The 16760-nt window shown below is 67.3% G+C and carries 14 protein-coding genes and 2 pseudogenes; 8 read left to right on the top strand and 8 right to left on the bottom strand.

The features are described 5' to 3' along the window. The first annotated feature begins 66 nt into the window (after positions 1 to 66). Together DY245_RS12775 and DY245_RS12780 are read left to right on the top strand one after the other, a co-directional pair. Positions 67 to 759, top strand: a complete 693-nt coding sequence (locus DY245_RS12775; protein WP_128506776.1) for a DUF488 family protein, N3 subclade — start codon at positions 67 to 69, stop codon at positions 757 to 759. A 144-nt stretch (positions 760 to 903) separates the two neighbouring features. After that, the gene (locus tag DY245_RS12780; protein WP_128506778.1) at positions 904 to 1689 is read left to right on the top strand and encodes a hypothetical protein; all 786 of its coding nucleotides are present in this window, start codon (positions 904 to 906) and stop codon (positions 1687 to 1689) included. Positions 1690 to 1744: 55 nt separating this feature from the next. Here DY245_RS12780 and DY245_RS12785 read toward each other — a convergent pair. After that, positions 1745 to 2329 (bottom strand): annotated as a pseudogene (locus tag DY245_RS12785) (LacI family transcriptional regulator); the annotation flags it as partial. 411 nt (positions 2330 to 2740) lie between these two features. Between DY245_RS12785 and DY245_RS12790 the strand changes: the two are divergent. Then, complete coding sequence (locus tag DY245_RS12790; RefSeq protein ID WP_128506813.1) at positions 2741 to 3244, top strand: SigE family RNA polymerase sigma factor; 504 nt, start codon at positions 2741 to 2743, stop codon at positions 3242 to 3244. A 700-nt stretch (positions 3245 to 3944) separates the two neighbouring features. After that, positions 3945 to 5252 carry a preprotein translocase subunit SecY gene (gene secY / locus DY245_RS12795; protein WP_128506780.1) on the top strand — a complete coding sequence of 436 codons (1308 nt, stop codon included), beginning with the start codon at positions 3945 to 3947 and terminating at the stop codon, positions 5250 to 5252. 173 nt (positions 5253 to 5425) lie between these two features. Here the strand turns inward: secY and DY245_RS44320 are convergent, their stop codons facing one another. Next, a complete protein-coding gene (locus DY245_RS44320) occupies positions 5426 to 6094 on the bottom strand; it encodes a hypothetical protein (RefSeq protein WP_181923654.1) in 669 nt (222 codons plus the stop codon). A 637-nt stretch (positions 6095 to 6731) separates the two neighbouring features. Between DY245_RS44320 and DY245_RS47835 the strand changes: the two are divergent. Both DY245_RS47835 and DY245_RS12810 read left to right on the top strand, forming a co-directional pair. Further along, positions 6732 to 6962: pseudogene (locus tag DY245_RS47835) on the top strand (NUDIX hydrolase); the annotation flags it as partial. Between the two features lie 74 nt (positions 6963 to 7036). After that, the gene (locus DY245_RS12810) at positions 7037 to 7573 is read left to right on the top strand and encodes a hypothetical protein (protein WP_220377883.1); all 537 of its coding nucleotides are present in this window, start codon (positions 7037 to 7039) and stop codon (positions 7571 to 7573) included. A 90-nt stretch (positions 7574 to 7663) separates the two neighbouring features. Here the strand turns inward: DY245_RS12810 and DY245_RS12815 are convergent, their stop codons facing one another. From DY245_RS12815 to DY245_RS12840, 6 genes are all read right to left on the bottom strand, one after another. Then, positions 7664 to 8203 carry a hypothetical protein gene (locus tag DY245_RS12815; protein ID WP_128506787.1) on the bottom strand — a complete coding sequence of 180 codons (540 nt, stop codon included), beginning with the start codon at positions 8201 to 8203 and terminating at the stop codon, positions 7664 to 7666. Between the two features lie 663 nt (positions 8204 to 8866). Continuing rightward, positions 8867 to 9415 carry a Pycsar system effector family protein gene (locus tag DY245_RS12820; protein ID WP_220377884.1) on the bottom strand — a complete coding sequence of 183 codons (549 nt, stop codon included), beginning with the start codon at positions 9413 to 9415 and terminating at the stop codon, positions 8867 to 8869. Then, the gene (locus tag DY245_RS12825) at positions 9412 to 10332 is read right to left on the bottom strand and encodes a hypothetical protein (RefSeq protein ID WP_128506789.1); all 921 of its coding nucleotides are present in this window, start codon (positions 10330 to 10332) and stop codon (positions 9412 to 9414) included. Before DY245_RS12825 ends, DY245_RS12820 begins: the two co-directional genes overlap by 4 nt. Next, on the bottom strand, positions 10329 to 12395 hold the full coding sequence (locus tag DY245_RS12830) for a hypothetical protein (RefSeq protein WP_128506791.1): 2067 nt from the start codon (positions 12393 to 12395) through the stop codon (positions 10329 to 10331). The genes DY245_RS12825 and DY245_RS12830 overlap by 4 nt, the downstream gene beginning before the upstream one ends. Next, complete coding sequence (locus DY245_RS12835; RefSeq protein ID WP_244943006.1) at positions 12392 to 13312, bottom strand: hypothetical protein; 921 nt, start codon at positions 13310 to 13312, stop codon at positions 12392 to 12394. The genes DY245_RS12830 and DY245_RS12835 overlap by 4 nt, the downstream gene beginning before the upstream one ends. Before the next feature lie 137 nt (positions 13313 to 13449). Beyond that, positions 13450 to 14091 (bottom strand): Crp/Fnr family transcriptional regulator, encoded by a 642-nt coding sequence (locus tag DY245_RS12840; RefSeq protein ID WP_181923652.1) that lies wholly within the window; start codon positions 14089 to 14091, stop codon positions 13450 to 13452. A gap of 264 nt (positions 14092 to 14355) precedes the next feature. On the opposite strand from DY245_RS12840, the gene DY245_RS12845 reads away from it, so the two are divergent. Continuing rightward, the gene (locus DY245_RS12845; RefSeq protein ID WP_128506795.1) at positions 14356 to 15141 is read left to right on the top strand and encodes a TetR/AcrR family transcriptional regulator; all 786 of its coding nucleotides are present in this window, start codon (positions 14356 to 14358) and stop codon (positions 15139 to 15141) included. A 171-nt stretch (positions 15142 to 15312) separates the two neighbouring features. Then, on the top strand, positions 15313 to 16611 hold the full coding sequence (locus tag DY245_RS12850; protein ID WP_128506797.1) for a cytochrome P450 family protein: 1299 nt from the start codon (positions 15313 to 15315) through the stop codon (positions 16609 to 16611). The last annotated feature ends 149 nt before the right edge of the window (positions 16612 to 16760 follow it).

Raw genomic sequence — 16760 nt, forward strand, 5'->3', positions numbered from 1 at the left:
GCCTCGTTCCATTCGAGGCAACGGCGCCTGGAAATTGCTTCTCAAAGGAAGTGAGGATCACGGCTCATGTCGAGTCATCCACCCGCGAACCCTCGTGACCACGCTCGTGCGCACGCGCTGGCCCGCCGCGTACGCGCGCTGCGGGAGGAACACGGCTGGTCGCGTGAACGACTCGCCAAGGAAGCTGGTGTCGGGACCGGTACGCTCGCTCGGCTGGAGAGCGAGGGAGCAATCCAGCCAGGTTTCTTTACTGTAGGAGTGCTGGCCGAGGCACTGGGTGTCTCCCTCGATGCCTTGTTCCACGAGTCCACGTCGAAGTGCGTACCTGGGCTGTGGTCCGCCGGGTACGAGGGGCGCGACATCGACTCGTTCGTCGCTTCGCTGCTGGAGTCCCGTATCGACGTCGTGGCCGATGTGCGGCTCACGCCGATCAGCCGTAAGCCGGGCTTCAGCAAGACCCGCCTCGGGCTGGCGCTCGCCGAGGCCAGCATCGCCTATGACCACCTTCGCAGCCTGGGGAATCCCAAGGACAATCGGGCTCCGTTCTGGGACGGTCGCGTCGTCGAGGGGCGGGCACGGTTTCGGAGCGTGCTGCGTTCCGACGAGGCCCGATCGGATCTCGACCGTCTCGCCGAGCACGCCGGCCGGTCTCGGGTAGCGGTGCTGTGCTTCGAGCGGGACGAGGAGCGCTGCCATCGCCAAGTGGTCCTGGAGGCCGTCCGGAAGCGGCTCTCTGTGCCAGTGACGCCCCTGGCCTGACCTCGTCGCTCAAGGCAGTAGGCGCCCTTGCCCGGGTCAATTGGCTCCCCTCCAATCGGTTGGGTCCGAGTCTGATCAGGACGATCAGCCAGGGGGGCTGTCATGGGGGACGCCATGGCTCAGGCGTGGCAACGGGGACGGATCATGATCACGGTCAAGACGTATCCGGAACTGTCCATGAAGTACCGCGAGACCAGCTGCGTAGCCGGCATCCGTCTGGACCGCGGAAGACCGCACCACGTGCGCCTCTTCCCCGTCCCGTTCCGGCTGCTTGCAGGGGGCAGCCAGTTCGCGAAGTATGCGATCGTCGAGGTCGACGTCCGGCGGCACAGCCGAGACCGGCGGCCGGAGAGCCTCCGGCCCAACCTCGACACCCTTGAAGTCGTGGGCCAGGTCCCGTCCTCCAACGGGTGGAAGCAGCGCTACACATACATAGAGCCGCTCGTTGCGCCGTCCCTGTGCGCAATCAAACGGGATCAGGAGGAACGGGACACCTCCTTGGGCATCTTCCGCCCCGCCGAGGTCACGGACTTCCGCCTGGCTCCGGCCGAGCCCTGGCCAGCCTCCAAGGCTGCCCTCACCGACCAGTTGGACCTGTTCGACCAGGATCTCCGACGCCTTGAGTGGGTGCCGCTGGAGTTCCGGTACCGCTTCCGCTGCGCGGACAAGCAGTGCACCGGTCATGACATGGCGCTCAAGGACTGGGAGGCGGGAGAGTCCTATCGCAAGTTCCTGCGGAGGTACGGCGAGCACGCTCTCCGCGAAAAGCTACGAGAGCGCTGGTACGAGCAGATGTTCACCGCCGATCGTGCGGTCCATTGCTTCGTCGGCAACATCGCGGCGCACCCCAAGACCTTCATGCTGCTGGGGCTGTTCTACCCGCGACGCGACGTCGTCGAGTGCGTACAGGCAGAGCTCTTTTCGCTGTGATGGCGGCGTGCAGGGCGGTCCCCGGCGCGCCTCGCGCCAGGGACCGCATGACTCCTCACCCGCCTCGTCGCCGTGTGAGGAGCAGCCGGTCGAGTACCGCAACCGGAGACCTCGGTGACATCACGCGGCGGGCGTCGAGAGCTGCCTCCCACTGCTCGGTGAAACCGAGCATGAGACGCCTGCGCATGCCGGGGGTGACGTGGGCGTAGCGCGCGGAGACAGAGCCGTCGAGGTGACCCATGCGTTCGTCCATGAGCACCTTCTCGGTGCCCAGGTTCTCCATCATCGTGCGGTGGGTGTGGCGGAGGCCGTGGGGCGTGAGGCCCTTGGCTATCGGGAGCCAGCAGGCGTCTGCCCGCTCGCCGGCGTTACGGCCCTGTGCCGGGACGCCGGGCCACGGCTCGCCGAGCACCGGCACGGGACGGGCCTCCTGCGGCGCCTTCTTCGGGTACCAGCCGGAGGCCGCAGGGGTGAACAGCCAGGTCGCATAACCGTTCCTGCGCCAGTGGGCGGCGTGCCCCGACACTGCACCGCCCCGCACGAACCCGAGGTCGACGATGGCCTTCTCGACCCGCACCCGCGCAGCCTCCTTGGGCGGGCAGCGCAGCAGCTCGCCGGTGTCGAGTTCTGCAGCAGGCGCAGCCACACGTGGGGCAGTTGCATCTCCGGGATCAGTACCACCAAGCGGTCGTGTTCCGTCTCGGCGTAGACGGCGCGCAGGTGGTCCACGATCGGCCGGGTCAGCGAACGTGTCCGGCTGTTCAACACGGTCAGCGGGACATTCGCGTGCCATGCGTTCCACGCGTTGCGTACCTCATCGGCAGTCTTCGCATCCTGGTGATCAGGTCGGGCCCGCAGGTATTCGGACTGACTCGTCTACCACCCGCAAACATCCCGTCTGGCCTGCCGCCGCCGACCCAGACAAGTCGCGCCGTGGGCACGGCCAGGAGGGTATGCGTGAGCCACGTCACTTGTCGGGGGTGCATAGCGGGGCAGGGGCCAGTGTCTTTATTGAGGGTGTAGGGGCCTGTTGAGGTGAGGGGTGACGCTGATGGGGCAGTTGCGGGCCGATGAGTTCGACCGGTTCGTGGCGGCTCGGTGGTCGGCGTTGCTTCACCTGGCGCGGCTGTTCACCGGTGGAGACCGGCACCGGGCCGAGGACCTGCTGCAGGAAGCGCTCGTCAAACTGTGGTTTGCCTGGCCGAAGGTGGCCAAGGAGGCGCCCGAGGCGTATGTGCGCAGGGTCTTGGCCCGTGCTGCGGCTCGCTCGGCACGGCGTCGCTGGTGGGGCGAGCACCCTGTGGACCAACTGCCCGACCCGCCCGAGGTGGCAGATGAGACCGCTGCCGTGGACGAACAGACCCGGTTGGAGGCTGTGTTGGCGTTGCTGCCGGCGCGGCAGCGGGCTGCGGTGGTGCTGCGCTACTACCAGGACCTGCCTGAGCGGGATGTCGCGGAGGCACTGGGCTGCCCGGTGGGTACCGCCCGTTCACTGACGGCACGCGGCGTTGCACGGTTGCGTCAGCTTCTGGCTGAGGCAGAGCCGGTGGAGTGAAGAGGGAGCCATGGACAACTTCGAGCAGGAGCTGGCGCGGATGATGCGCGACAGCCAGGAGGACACGCTCTATGAGGACCGGCACCGAGACCGACTGCACGCCGGCGTTCGCGCACGCCGGCGGGCTCGAGCGGCCTGGACGGCCACCGGATCCGTGCTGACCGTTGCCGGACTCGGAGTCGGACTGATGGTCCTGCCAAGCTCCTTCGCTCAGGACGGCCCCACCGGCCCTCAGCGCCGCCCCGGCACCCCCGCCGAGTCGGTCCCGATGCCGTCGACGCCCCGCCCCGTGCCCCCTGCCACGAAGGCGCCGATGCCGACCTGCACGTCAACCACCCGGCTGGTTCCGATGCCGACCTGCGCCTCAACTACCGGCCCGGTGCCGATGCCGTACCGTCCCTCAACCGCCGAGCCGGTTCCGACGCCGACACAAACCTCGACCGTCAGGTAGCGCCTTGGCCGCGTTCAAGCGGTCCCGATGGGTGTGTACGGAAGCCCCGTGTCCGTACACCTGGGCGAGAGGGAGACGGCGACTTCGTTTGCGCGCGCACCGCGCCCTGGGCAACCAAGTCGGCCACGGGGGCCTGCCTCGGAACCCGCCGTGCGGGCGAGCTCCGCGCAGTACAGCCGCTACGTATTCGTTGATCCTCAAGACCGTCGCCTCCCTGCCCTGAAAGTGGCGGGAGGCGCAGGAGGCACCGTGCTCACCGCGTTCGCCCGAGCGTTCAAGACGCCCGACCTGCGCAAGAAGCTGCTGTTCACGTTGGGCATCATCGTGCTCTACCGGATCGGAGTGCACATCCCGGTCCCAGGGGTGAACTACGCGAACGTCGAGCTCTGCATGAAGCAGGCCGGCGGCAACAGCGGGTTGTTCGGCCTGGTGAACATGTTCAGCGGTGGAGCGCTGCTGCAGATCACGATCTTCGCGCTGGGGATCATGCCGTACATCACGGCGAGCATCATCCTCCAGCTGCTGACCGTGGTGATCCCGCGGCTGGAGGCCCTCAAGAAGGAGGGCCAGTCCGGCCAGGCGAAGATCACCCAGTACACCCGCTATCTGACGGTGGCGCTCGCCGCCCTGGAGGGCACCGCCCTGGTAACCGCCGCCCGCGCCGGTTCGCTCTTCCAGGGCTGCACGCGCCAGATCGTGCCCAGCGACTCGGCCTTCACCACCATCACGATGGTCATCACCATGACCGCCGGCACCTGCCTGACCATGTGGCTCGGTGAGCTGGTCACCGACCGCGGTATCGGCAACGGCATGTCGATCCTGATGTTCATCTCGATCGCCGCCCGCTTCCCGGGCGCGCTGTGGCAGATCAAGCTCCAGGGCAAGCTCGCCGACGGCTGGATCGAGTTCTTCGCGGTGATCCTGGTGGGTCTGGCGATGGTCGCCCTGGTGGTCTTCGTCGAGCAGGCACAGCGGCGCATCCCGGTGCAGTACGCGAAGCGCATGATCGGGCGCCGGTCCTATGGCGGTACGTCCACTTACATCCCGCTCAAGGTGAACCAGGCAGGTGTGATTCCCGTCATCTTCGCGTCGTCGCTGCTCTCCATCCCGGCGCTCATCGCACAGTTCAGCGGGTCGAAGGCGGCATGGGCGACCTGGATCGCCGCCATCTTCACCAAGGGAGACCACCCCGTTTACATCGCCGCGTACGTCTTGTTGATCGTGTTCTTCGCCTTCTTCTACGTGGCCATCAGCTTCAACCCCGAAGAAGTCGCCGACAACATGAAGAAGCACGGTGGCTTCATCCCGGGTATCCGGGCTGGTCGCCCGACGGCCGAATACCTCAGCTACGTGCTCAACCGGATCACGTGGCCGGGCTCGCTGTACCTGGGGCTGATAGCGCTCGTACCAACAGTGGAGTTGGTGCTGTTCAACGCGAACCAGAACTTCCCGTTCGGCGGGACGAGCATCCTCATCATCGTGAGTGTGGGCCTGGAGACCGTGAAGCAGATCGAGAGCCAGCTTCAGCAGCGCAACTACGAAGGGTTCCTCCGCTGATGCGAATCGTCCTCGTCGGACCCCCGGGGGCCGGCAAGGGTACCCCGGCCGCGTACCTCGCAACGAGGGCCCCTGCTGGGTTTCGGGGCACTCTTGGGAGCCGGATCCGGAAGAGGGGTAAACCGCCATCCCATGCGCGGCTCCACCGAAGGCACCGCCGTCACCCATCGTCGTCACGCGTCGTTGACCGGCTCCTGTGCCCAGGCGTCGTCATCCCAGCACCAACACTCCTTCGGATCGCCAAGCGCCATCGGGACATCGGGGTCTCTCCAAGGCACGACGTGATCTCGAAGGAAGTGCTCGGCCGCGCTCATGGCTGCCCACCGGACGGTATACGCCTCCTCCGCCTCGCGGCGTGTCCCATCGTTGCCGTGAGCAGTCCAGCCCCAAGCACATCGGTCTGGAAGGTAAGTGATCTCGGCGACCCCGCCGTACTTTTCCACCGTGATCTTCTCTGGTTGCCCCGAGCCGTCGTCGACCGCGCCGGGCCACTTCTTTCGCGCTGCCTGCTTGGAGATCCCCCATGCAGATCCCAGATGGCCATAGGTAGCACCCATCCCCCCGCCCATCAGCGCAGCCTCAGCGGCAAGGACGTCGGCGGCTTCATGCACCTGCCGCAGGGCGTGCAGGTAGGCGAGCTGCCAGTATGTGAACAACTCCGCCATAGCCGAGGGTTTGTGTCCGTTATCCAGGCATTTCTGACCACGCGCCGAGGTCCGCCCCGCGACATAGCAGGCGAGTTCCCTCAAATGGTCGCGTATTAGCGCGACTTCGACAGCGCAAGGCGAACGCCATGGCTCCGCCATGAGGTCCGAATCGAACCAGAACTCGTCACCGCTCACTGAATGCATGAGGACAACCGTGGTTGTCGCAACATGCCCTCCGTAGAACGAACTTCGAAAGTTGATGTGCTCGGCTACTCGACTCGAAGCCGCAAAGCAGTACAAGAAACTGCAGGTCACGCACGTATGGCCTGGACTGCAGGAAGTGGCCAGAGTCGACAGCAAGGGCGGGAAGCGGGCCGGATCGACTTGCGGTGCTAGGTAGCAGCTGCTCCAAGGTGGGCGCGCTCGAATCACCGAGCCATCCGCTTTGCTTACGGCCGGCATGTGCCGTAGGCCCGAAGAATCGGAGAAGTCATGGCCAAGCACTTCAACTCTCACGTTGTTCCTGACGCTCAAGCCGCCTACGATTGAGAGTCCCGAGCCACGAGCCTTCGTCTCCTACTGGCGTGCGCGCAGTAGATCATTAAGCACGCGCACTGGCGACATGGAGCACAGCCCGAGCCGTACGCGACGGATCGAGGCAGCCGCCAAGGCTCGGGCCGAAGGGCGGATGGCCTATCTGGAGCATGGCCTAGAGGCCGAACGCACCGACTGACCACGCCTTGCCGCTAGCCGCATGGATCCACAGACTTATCGCCCCCCTTACCGCCCATATCGCCCCAACTGCAGCCGGACACACGTCCCGTCTACCGGAAACGGCAGCTGGGCAGGGCGCTGGCGGCCAGGACATCCGGTCTCGGAGGCCAGCGTCGCCCGCGAGGTCCTGGAGGAGACAGGCATCAACGTCGAGATGGACGAACTCACTGGGGTGTGCAAGAACCACGCGAGGGACAGATGCAAACCTTGCGGCGGGACCGCGCGCACGTCCGATGAGCCGACGACCGTGGACTGGTTCACGCCCGAAGAGGTCAGCGAGCGCATGTCCGTCGACGGTTGACTCGCTTAGCTGACACTTGCGGACCTGAGCGCTCGCTGCACACTTACTCCATGGATCAAGGGGTGGCAGCACTGGTCGCTGGTGTTGTGGGCATGATCGGAGCCCTCGGTGGCGCAGTAGCAGGCGGGTATGCGGCAGTTCGGGGAGCACGTATCGGAGCTGAGAACGCCGCCGAGGTGACTCGACAACAGGTCAAGGATCAGGCGGCCGCAACCCACGCGCAATGGCTGACGGATCTACGCAGGGCAAAGTACTCCGCCCTAGTGCAAACAAGTGTCGCCTTTGCCATGCAGATCGGACCGCTCATCTCCTTCGAAAGCCGACGGGACGATCCCAGCTCACAGCTCAACGAGGTGCGTCGCAGCTACTTCGACCAGCTCTACGAGGCCCGCTTCCTCGCGGGTCGCGAGCTCCAGCAGGCAATCGATCAAGCTGCCGATCTCGCCGAGAACGTTGGACACGAACCGTACGACAATCCCAGCGAGAGGATGGAGTACCGCCATCGTCTGCACCGGGAAGGCTTCGGACGCGCCCAAGCTATCGAAGACGCGGCGAGAGCGGAGCTCGGTCTACCACCTCGTGAGCGCACCCGAGCATAGGTTCGGCCGCGCGCACCTCAGGGAGCGAACCTGTCCGGAGCGGCGACTTCTACAGATCCGGCCACAGGCGCCAACTGCGGCCGGACACGCTCAGGAATCGTCGCGCCACCACCAATTCGGCACCCGTCGCCGTTGGCTCCAGACACGTGACTGCTTTTCCGCTCCCGCCAGAACTTGGTCGGCTGAGATGTTCGCTGCGACATGCAAGTAACGGGTTCGGCTGTGCACGTCCGCCTCATGCAGCTCGATGTACCTCTGTGCGTACTCGATGTAGCTGTCCACGTCTTTGGCCAGTCGACGATGCACGGACTGCTTCGAAACGCCGTAGAAGCTGGCAAGGGCATCCCAGGACACACCTCCTTGCCTGTGTACCGCGCAGTTCAGCCGTTCCAAGGAAGCAATCTCGCCCCTGATCGAGGGCCAGAGACGAGGACTGTTGGCGGCCTCTGTTGTGGGTTCAGCGAGGCTTCCGAATGTGGAGGCCAAGGCCAACGCGGCTGCTGAACGGGCAACAAGCAGGTTTCGCATGCGCTCTTCGTAAGACGTCGCATTCATAGCAGCACTGTGCCTGAGCGACGTCAGCTTTTTGCTGACTTCGCGGAAGCCGCGTTGGCTCCAGGCTGATGTCACGAAGAAACCCCCTGCTGCAACAGGGGGCCATGTTCCATCACGTCTGGAGACAAGATGAACAGCCACCACGTTACCCCTGGCGGGTCCGTTCCGCAGGACCGTATGCGCACGGCAGTCGCTCGCCTGCTGGATCAGGAGATGTCAGCGACGGGGCCTGTGTCCGCAACGCTCACCCTGTGCGTCATCGGGAACTCGCAAGAACTTGCGCCGGCTACCGTGCGTCTGACCCTCATCGCGGTCCTCTTGGTGATCGTCCTTGGAATGCAGTACACCTGAGCCCTGGTCTCTTGAGTTCGGGCTGAGTGTCCAACTGCGCTACCACCGCGGCGTACGACGCCGAACAACCACGGACACTCAGGGACAGCCACTCCAGCTCAACGGGCTTACGACCGCCGGTCGGACTGGCGATCGAATTGCTTCGGGACGAAGAGGTCGTGGGTTCAAATCCCGCCACCCCGACTGAAGGAACAAAGGTCAGGGCCTGATCCGCATCGCGGGTCGGGCCCTGACCTGTTCGTGGGGCCGTCTTGGGCGCCACTTGGGAGCCGACTTCGAAAGTGGCTGCCCAACGGAGGGCGAACTGTGGGCTGTCTTCCGGCGTTTCGCTCGTCCCCTCCCCCTGGTTCCGGTCGCGGCGGAGAGCGCGGTGAACCGTGGAGCGGGTCAGCTGCCGGAGGCCAGGGCAAGGAACACGGCGGTGACCGCCGGCAGCAGCAGAAGAGTGGCGTACCGCACACACCGGTTCTTGGCTCGGGCGATCCGGCTGGTTCCTGTCAGGGCCCGGGACAGCCGGGGCTGCGGGTCGGAACTGCCCAGCCGTAGCCCCGCCGACAGCTCCGCGCGGCTCTCGGCCCGCACCACGTCTTCGTAGTAGGCGAGGATGCGCGCGCTCTCCCTCATCCTGGCTCCGCGGCGTGGCACGAGGGCCACGAGCAGGCACAGGAGCGCCCCGGTCGTGGTGACCGCCGCTGTCCACCACAGGGGGAGGGCCCACGAGGCTCCGGGCGGGCGGCGGATCAGCAGGAGCCCGAGAAGTGCTCCCCCGGTGGCCAGCAGGGTGGCGGCCTTGCCGTCGGCGCGGCCGATCTCCAGGTGATTCTGGGCGATCAACTCACGCGACAGTGCCGCCACGTCGTCCGGGTCGTCGTACGGGGCGGTGCTGAGCCGGCGCCGCCCGTGCTGGGAGGGACCGAAGAGTGTGGGGCGCGTCATGGCGTCGCTCCGTACGCACCCTTCGTGTCGCGGTGCGGACCGTCGTGCCCGATCCGCGTCAGGATCTCCTCGCCCTGAGGTACGCCGACCTCGCTGAGGACACGGGCCAGGTTCACGCCGACGAAACTCCGGTCCTCTTCCGTCAGTCCCTGGAGCGTCGCCGCCAGAGTCCTTTCCCAGCCGTCCCGGTCGGTGAGCAGACTGCTGTGGGCCACCGTCCAGTCGAGCACCTCCCTTGCCTGCTCGGGCTGGTGCAGCAGCCAGAGAGCGGCCAGGCCGACCGGCCCGCCTGCCACCACCTCCCGGTAGAAGCGGTAGGCCTCACGGTGTGCTTCGCCGAATCCCGGCGGAAGGGTGGGCACCGCTCCGGTGCCCGGCGCGGCCTGGAACGCGGCCGGCGGGTCCAGGAACCAGTAGATAAGGCCCGTACCCTCGATCACCCGCGGCCGGCCGGGCGGCTCGACCTCGGCGGTCCCATGGTGCGGCGGTGGCTTTTTCAGCGGGTCGGAAACGCCGGGCAGCGACGCGTTCTCCCCGATGTGCCGGACGATCATCTGACGGGCCTCTTCCTCGGTGGCCCGGCTCCTCGCGGCGACCACGGGGTTGCTGACCTTCCAGGCGACCTCGTAACGGGACTGCGGGCGGGCCGACGAAGTCGCGGTGCGCCGGGGGATGTCGACCCAGAACCGCCGTTCCGTGAGGGAGACCCACACGACATCGAAGAACTCCCCGCGCCGCACTTCCCGCGCGGTCGGACGCGGATAGCCCCAGAAGTCACCGCCGCGCGGCGGCTCCAGCCGATCCGCACCGTGATCCGAGAGAAATGCCAGGGCGCGTTCCTCTTGCGAGCTGAAGCGGAGGCGAAGGAACTGCCAGGTGGGTGAGGAGGTCACCGGTGTGATCAGTGGTTCCGTCATGAGGCGAACCCTTCTGGTGGGGTGGACGTGCGATGGCGGTGGCGGCGCAGCATGAAGCGCATGACGCCTCGGTGTTCGCGGGCCATGCCGGACAGCGCGCTCAGGAAGGGAGCGAAGGCGGTCCGGCGCCGCAGAGCGGGGTCACCCTCGATCTGGAGCAGTCGCTGCACCGTCGCCTCATGTGCGGACGGGGCGTCGAGGGCGAGAATCACCAGGTTGAGGGCCTGGCCCGGGTGCTCCACCATTACGTCGGCCAAGCTGACACGTCTGGTGCCGGACGTGCCGGGTTGGGGAAACGTCGAAAGGCTCATCGACTCGACCACATGAGCCGCCAAGGTGTGACGCGGTGTTCCCTGCTCCGATTCCAGCCACTCCGCCACCTTGTCGAAGACGAGGGTGTGGTTCGCGTCCTCGGTGAGGAGTGCGCCGAGCGCGAAGGAGACCGCGGTCCGCAGGCTGCGTTCCGCGTCCGCTTTCGGCCCGTCGAGGACCGCGTCCAGGAGCTTCAGGGCGGCTGCGGGCCGCGCCAGGCCGTAGCTGCCCGCGCAGGTTTCGGCGACCGTGCACCGGACGAGGCCGGAGCGCGCCCGGCTCCACTGCCGTAGTTGTTCACGCACCGCACCGGCGAGGACGGCGTGCTGGACCAGCTCGCCGAGTGCGAACGCGACCAAGCGGCGCCGCCAGCGCCGGTCCGAGGCGGCGAAGGGAACCAGCTGGCGCAGCGTGCTCGGTCCGGTCGCGTGCGTCAGTACGCGGCCGATCGCCCGACCTGCTGTCAGGTCGATGCCGGGTTGATAGGGCAGTGCGTCAAGGGCCTTCCACAGCAGCTCCGACATGCCCTCGTGTTCCAGCCACAGGTGCCGGAGCAGCGCGTCCGCCCGGTGCCGGCCCGAGAAGGCGACCGGCTGGACCGGGAAGCGGTACCGCGATGTCGAGCCGAACTCCGTCGGCAGGGGGCGCGCGCCCACCGCCTCCAGCCGGTCCTCGAAGGCCGGGCCAAGCACATCGGCCCGTTCCGGCAGCTCGCTCCCCGGCCTTGGCCCCGCTCGTTCGCCGATCAGCGGGCGGAGCACCGCGGTGAACTGCTCGATCACCGTGCGGTCTTGTCGCGACAGGAGTGCGATGGCGGCCATGAGGGAGAGGTCGTCGGCGCTGTGGCGTGCCTCCGCCAGGGCCGCGCGGGCGGCCGAGGCGCTGCCGACCAGCAGATCGTCGAGCACGGAGGCGGCAGACGTTCCCGTAACGACCGCCTCGCGCAGGCCGTCGGCCACGTCAACTCCGTCATCGGGCAGAGGGTGTGCGCCCAGATAGTCGGTGAACTCACGAGAGGCAAGGTGCTCCAGTGCGTCGTTCAGTTGCGCACCGGTGAGGTCGCCCGACTCGGCCATCGTCTGCAGCCGCTTGGCGGCCACTTCACCCGGCGAGGGCGGCAGATGCCTCACCTGCCACGGCAAGGTGTCGGCGGGCAGCTGCGTCTCCTTGGCCACTGTGACGACCAGGTGGGCCCCGGAGCGCCTCAGCAGATCGCCCAGGCTGGTGAGCGCCACCTCGCCGAGTGAGTCGGCGGCTGCCTGGGAGAGCCCTTGCAGCAGATAGCCGCGTCCGCCCTTCGGGCGCCACACCGCCGGGTTCTCCATGGAGTCCAGGCCGGTGATGCCGTCGGCTCCGTACCGTTCCGCCAGCAGGGCGAACGCGGCCGTACTCGCACCTGTCCCGCCTCCCGCCCGCATGACGAGGACCCGGCGGTCCAGCACCTTTCGGCACCTCAGGTAGGAAGGCGGTTCGACGAAGCCGCACAGCCTCTTGCGTACCTCGTCCGCCGGATAAGGCCCCTCGCGCAGCCGGGGCTTGATGATCTTCTCTGTGACGTCGTCGTCGAGCAGCTCGGTGCCGGCCAGGTAGTAGACATCGCCCTGGACGCCGCCCATGAACGCCATGCCGTGGCCCACCCGCTGCTGGTTGTCCCGGAAGGAGTTCTCCGGCCGCCCTGCGGCATGGACACCGTCCTCGGCGGGAGTGCCCCCGCCGTCCGGACCGGGTGACGCGCCCTGTTCGGCGCTCATCGGCGGTCCCCGGGACCGCCGACCTGCTTGTCACCCGTCACGTTGTCGCCGCTGCCCCAGTGCTGATTGCTGCCGTGATACGAGGTCGAGCGGCCGGTATAGGTGAAGTCTCCGCCGACGTTGCCCATCAGGGCGGCGCCTTCATTCACTTGCTGGGAGTTCCCGCTGTACCGGGTGCCTGGCTGCGTCGCGGGCGCCGCCTCGCGGGAAGCGGCGTCGGCTTCGGCATTGGCTTCGGCATCGGCGGTTTCCTCGCGGGGTTGGACTCCGGCCTGCACGAGGTTCCCGGACGGCGACGGGACGTACAGCCACGCCTGCTGCGAGAAACTCTTCCCTTCCACAGTGGCCGGCACTTCGACGCAGCGGTCGGGGTGCAGCCCGGTGTAGGCGCCGAGCACCACGTCCTCGTAGACCCGCTGGGAGATGACCGCGGCGAGGTGGGTGATCTGCTCGCTCGCCGCGGCGAGGATCGCCTTGACCGGCCGCGAGTCCAGGAGCCGGTGTGTGTCGTTGCGGGCCGTGCCGTTGCCGTCGCCGGGCCGGTCGGCATCCGGCAGCGGTCCGACGTGGACGCTGGCCCGGAGGCGGATACGAGGCCCCACGGACTGCCGGTTGTACGCGCCGAGGACGTCGTCCAGGACACCCAGGAACGGCCAGAGGACGTAGGGGAGGAACACCGGATCGAAGCCGAACACCACGCCATCCCCCGTATTGGCGGGAAACCTCTTGGAGTCGCGCAGTGCATGCAGGCCGGCACGTTCGAGGGCCTGGTCGACGAGTTCGGGGATCAACTGGCTGACCGGGCCGTGCTGCACCGCGGGAAGGCCGGTGAAGTCCTTGGCGTCCACGGCGAACAGGGCACGGTAGGGAGGTAGCGGTCGGCTCTCGGTGTACGGGGCAGGCAGGAGCGTGGACATGCGTGGTCTCCTTGCGGATGGCGCGGGTGGCTTTCCGTAGCCGCTGTGCGGCTGCTTCGAGGTTCCGCCCGTTCCGTCCGGCCGAGTGCACAGCGCAGGGCAGTTCGCCGGTGGCCCGCGTCACAACGCGCGGGCGTTCAGTCGGCCGACGCCCAGTGCCGCAGGGTCTTCATGTCCTTGATGACGATCACTCGTCGTGCCGTCTCGACCGCGCCGGCGTCCCGCAATCGCTGCAGACCGGCGATGACGGAGTTACGCGTCACTCCGGTGGCCTGGGCGATCTCCTCCTGGCTCAGTCCGGTCAGCTGGACGACATCCGGCTCGGCAGCCGGGGCGGTCAGTTCAGCCAGTCGCAGCAGTGCGCGCGCCAGCCGTACGACCAGCGGCAGCGTCAGCAGTTCGGTGCGATGCACATCGGATTCCCGCAGCCTGGACAGCGCTTGGCGCATCAGGTCCATCACCAGCCCGCGCTGCTCGACGAACCTGCGAAACCGCTGAGCCTCCAGAACGACGGCCGTGCAGGGGGTGAGGGCGACCACTTCCGCCGTGCGCGAGGTGCCGTTGAAGACCGACACCTCCCCGAGCAGATCGCCCGGTCCCCGAAAGGCCAGCCAGGTCACGGCACCGCTGGGCTCCCGGCACACGACCTTGGCGAGACCGTCCGTGAGCGCGAGCAGATGCGTCCCGGGAGAGCCTTGCCGCAGCATCACGCTGCGTTCGCGGAAGATCCGGGATGTGCCTTGGCTTTGCAGCTCACGCCACACTTCTTCGGACAGCACTCGTCGCCTTCCCGGTGCGCACCCTCGCCGGCACATCCCACCCTCATGAGTTGTACGTGGCCGGAAGCCGCCTGCGCCGCGAGTCGGTTGACGATGGCCGAGAACGTTCGTCGGTTGCGTTGATGTGGTGGACGCCGGCCGCCCGCGGTGCGGGCTCGGCTGGCTGCTGGCTGGAAAGTTTCTTATGCCGTGGCGGCGTCCGGCCTAGCGTTGACTGCGTGACCGGATTCGATATCTGGTCACGGAGTCAAGGGGGGGCACGCCGTGGAACGGGCGGAGCGTGGTGAGCGGATCCTGGAGGCGGCAGGGGAGTTGCTGCTCGCCTGGGGCTATCGGCGAGTGACGATCGACGAGATCGCCCGCCGTGCCAAGGTCGGCAAGGGCACGGTCTATCTGCACTGGAAGACCAAGGATTCGCTGCTCCTGGCCGTTGTGCTCAGGGTGCAGTCCCGTAGCCATCAGCGGCAGTTGGCGCGCATGCGCTCCGACCCGCTGGAGATCCTGCCGAGCCGGGCGCTGCGTGGACACTTCCTCGACTTCCTGGGTGAACCGGTACTGCGCGCCCTCTACACCGACGACGTCGACATCCTCGGCCGGCTCAACGACACCGCCAAGAAGGAGCTTGCTGAGCTGATGGCCCAGGGCGACCGCGTCCTGCGGCGCCATCTCGAAATACTGCGCGAACACGGTCTGGTGCGCGACGACATGGACGTGCACCACCAGCAGTACGCGTTGATGGCGATGGCCACCGGCTTCTTCACATCCGAAGCGCTGCTCTCCGGCCGTGCCCCGGACGACCCGGAGGCACGCGCCGAGATCCTCGCCCATACGGTGCGGAGCGCGTTGGAGACGTGCCCCGGATCTGGTGCGGGTGCGGATCCCGGGGTGGATCTCGGTGCGGATCCCGGGGTGAGTCTTGGCGCGGATCCTGCCTCCGTTGGCGTACGCCTCGCCGCTGCCACCGCTGCGGCTGCGCCCGAGGTCATCGCTCTCTACGAGCATCTGGCGGAGGTCAGCGCGCAGGAGATGCGCCGGCAGATACGTACCTGACCGACCATCACGTCACATGCCACGCCATGTGCCGAGTCACGTCCCGAACCACCATCCAAGCCATGCCAAGCCACGCCACGCCAAGCCACGCCACGCCACGACCGAAGTTGAGCGACCCCCGAGTCCCACCCTGACTCCCGAACCGACTCCCAACCCGGAGGAGCACGAAAGATGTCAGCCTTATCCAGCTCTCCGTTCGCCGAGCACATAGGGAAACACCCGGGCGAGCCGAACGTGATGGAACCGGCACTGATCAAGGATCCGTTCGGCGGCTACGGCGCGCTGCGCGAGCAGGGACCGGTCGTGCGTGGCCGGTTCATGGACGACTCGCCCGTATGGTTCGTGACCCGTTTCGAGGAGGTCCGCCAAGTCCTGCGCGACCAGCGGTTCGTGAACAATCCGGCGTCGCCGCTCCTGGGCAGTCAGGCCGAGGAGATGCCGATGCTCAGGCTGCTGGAGCAGATGGGCCTCCCCGAGCACCTTCGGGTCTATCTGCTCGGATCGATCCTCAACAGCGACGCCCCCGATCACACCCGGCTTCGCCGCCTCGTCTCGCGGGCCTTCACCGCACGCAAGATCACCGATCTGCGGCCGCGCGTCGAGCAGATCGCCGACGAGCTGCTGGCCCGGCTCCCCGAGCACGCCGAGGACGGCATCGTCGACCTCATCCAGCACTTCGCCTACCCGCTGCCGATCACGGTCATCTGCGAACTGGTCGGCATACCCGAAGCCGATCGCCCGCAATGGCGCGCATGGGGCGCCGACCTCGTGTCACTGGAGCCGGACCGGCTCAGCACGTCGTTCCCGGCGATGATCGACCACACCCATGAACTGATCCGCGAACGGCGCGGCGCGCTCACCGATGATCTGCTCAGCGAGCTGATCCGTGCCCAAGACGACGACGGCAGCCGGCTCAGCGACGTCGAGATGGTCACCATGGTGTTCGCCCTCGTCTTCGCCGGTCACGAGACCACCGCCCACCTCATAGGCAACGGCACGGCGGCGCTGCTCACCCACCCCGACCAGCTGCGCCTGCTCAAGGACGACCCGGCCCTGCTCCCGCGTGCCGTCCATGAGCTGATGCGCTGGTGCGGGCCGGTGCACATGACCCAGTTGCGTTACGCCTCCGAGGACATCGACCTCGCCGGTACGCCGATCCGGAAGGGAGACGCCGTACAACTCATCCTGGTATCGGCGAACTTCGATCCCCGCCACTACAGCGACCCCGATCGTCTCGACCTGACCCGTCACCCCGCAGGCCACGCCGAGAACCACGTGGGCTTCGGCCATGGGATGCACTACTGCTTGGGCGCCACGCTCGCCAGGCAGGAGGGCGAAGTGGCGTTCGGCAAGCTGCTCGCGCACTACCCGGACGTAGCGCTGGGCGTCGAACCGGAAGCCCTGGAGCGGGCGCCGATGCCCGGCAGTTGGCGGCTGAATTCTTTGCTGCTGCGGTTGGCGAAGCGCTAAGGCTGCACGCCGGTACTGCGTGCCGGTACTGGCGGGCCGGTCTGTGCGTAATGCCCGCCAGTACAGCGCGCGGCGGTCGCCGCAGCGCTCGGCCGGGGCCCGCCCGTATGGCGTGCCCCGGCCGACGCGCCGGATGAGGTGACCGGCGA

The organism is Streptomyces inhibens (assembly GCF_003389455.1).
Classification (GTDB): Bacteria; Actinomycetota; Actinomycetes; order Streptomycetales; family Streptomycetaceae; genus Streptomyces; species Streptomyces inhibens.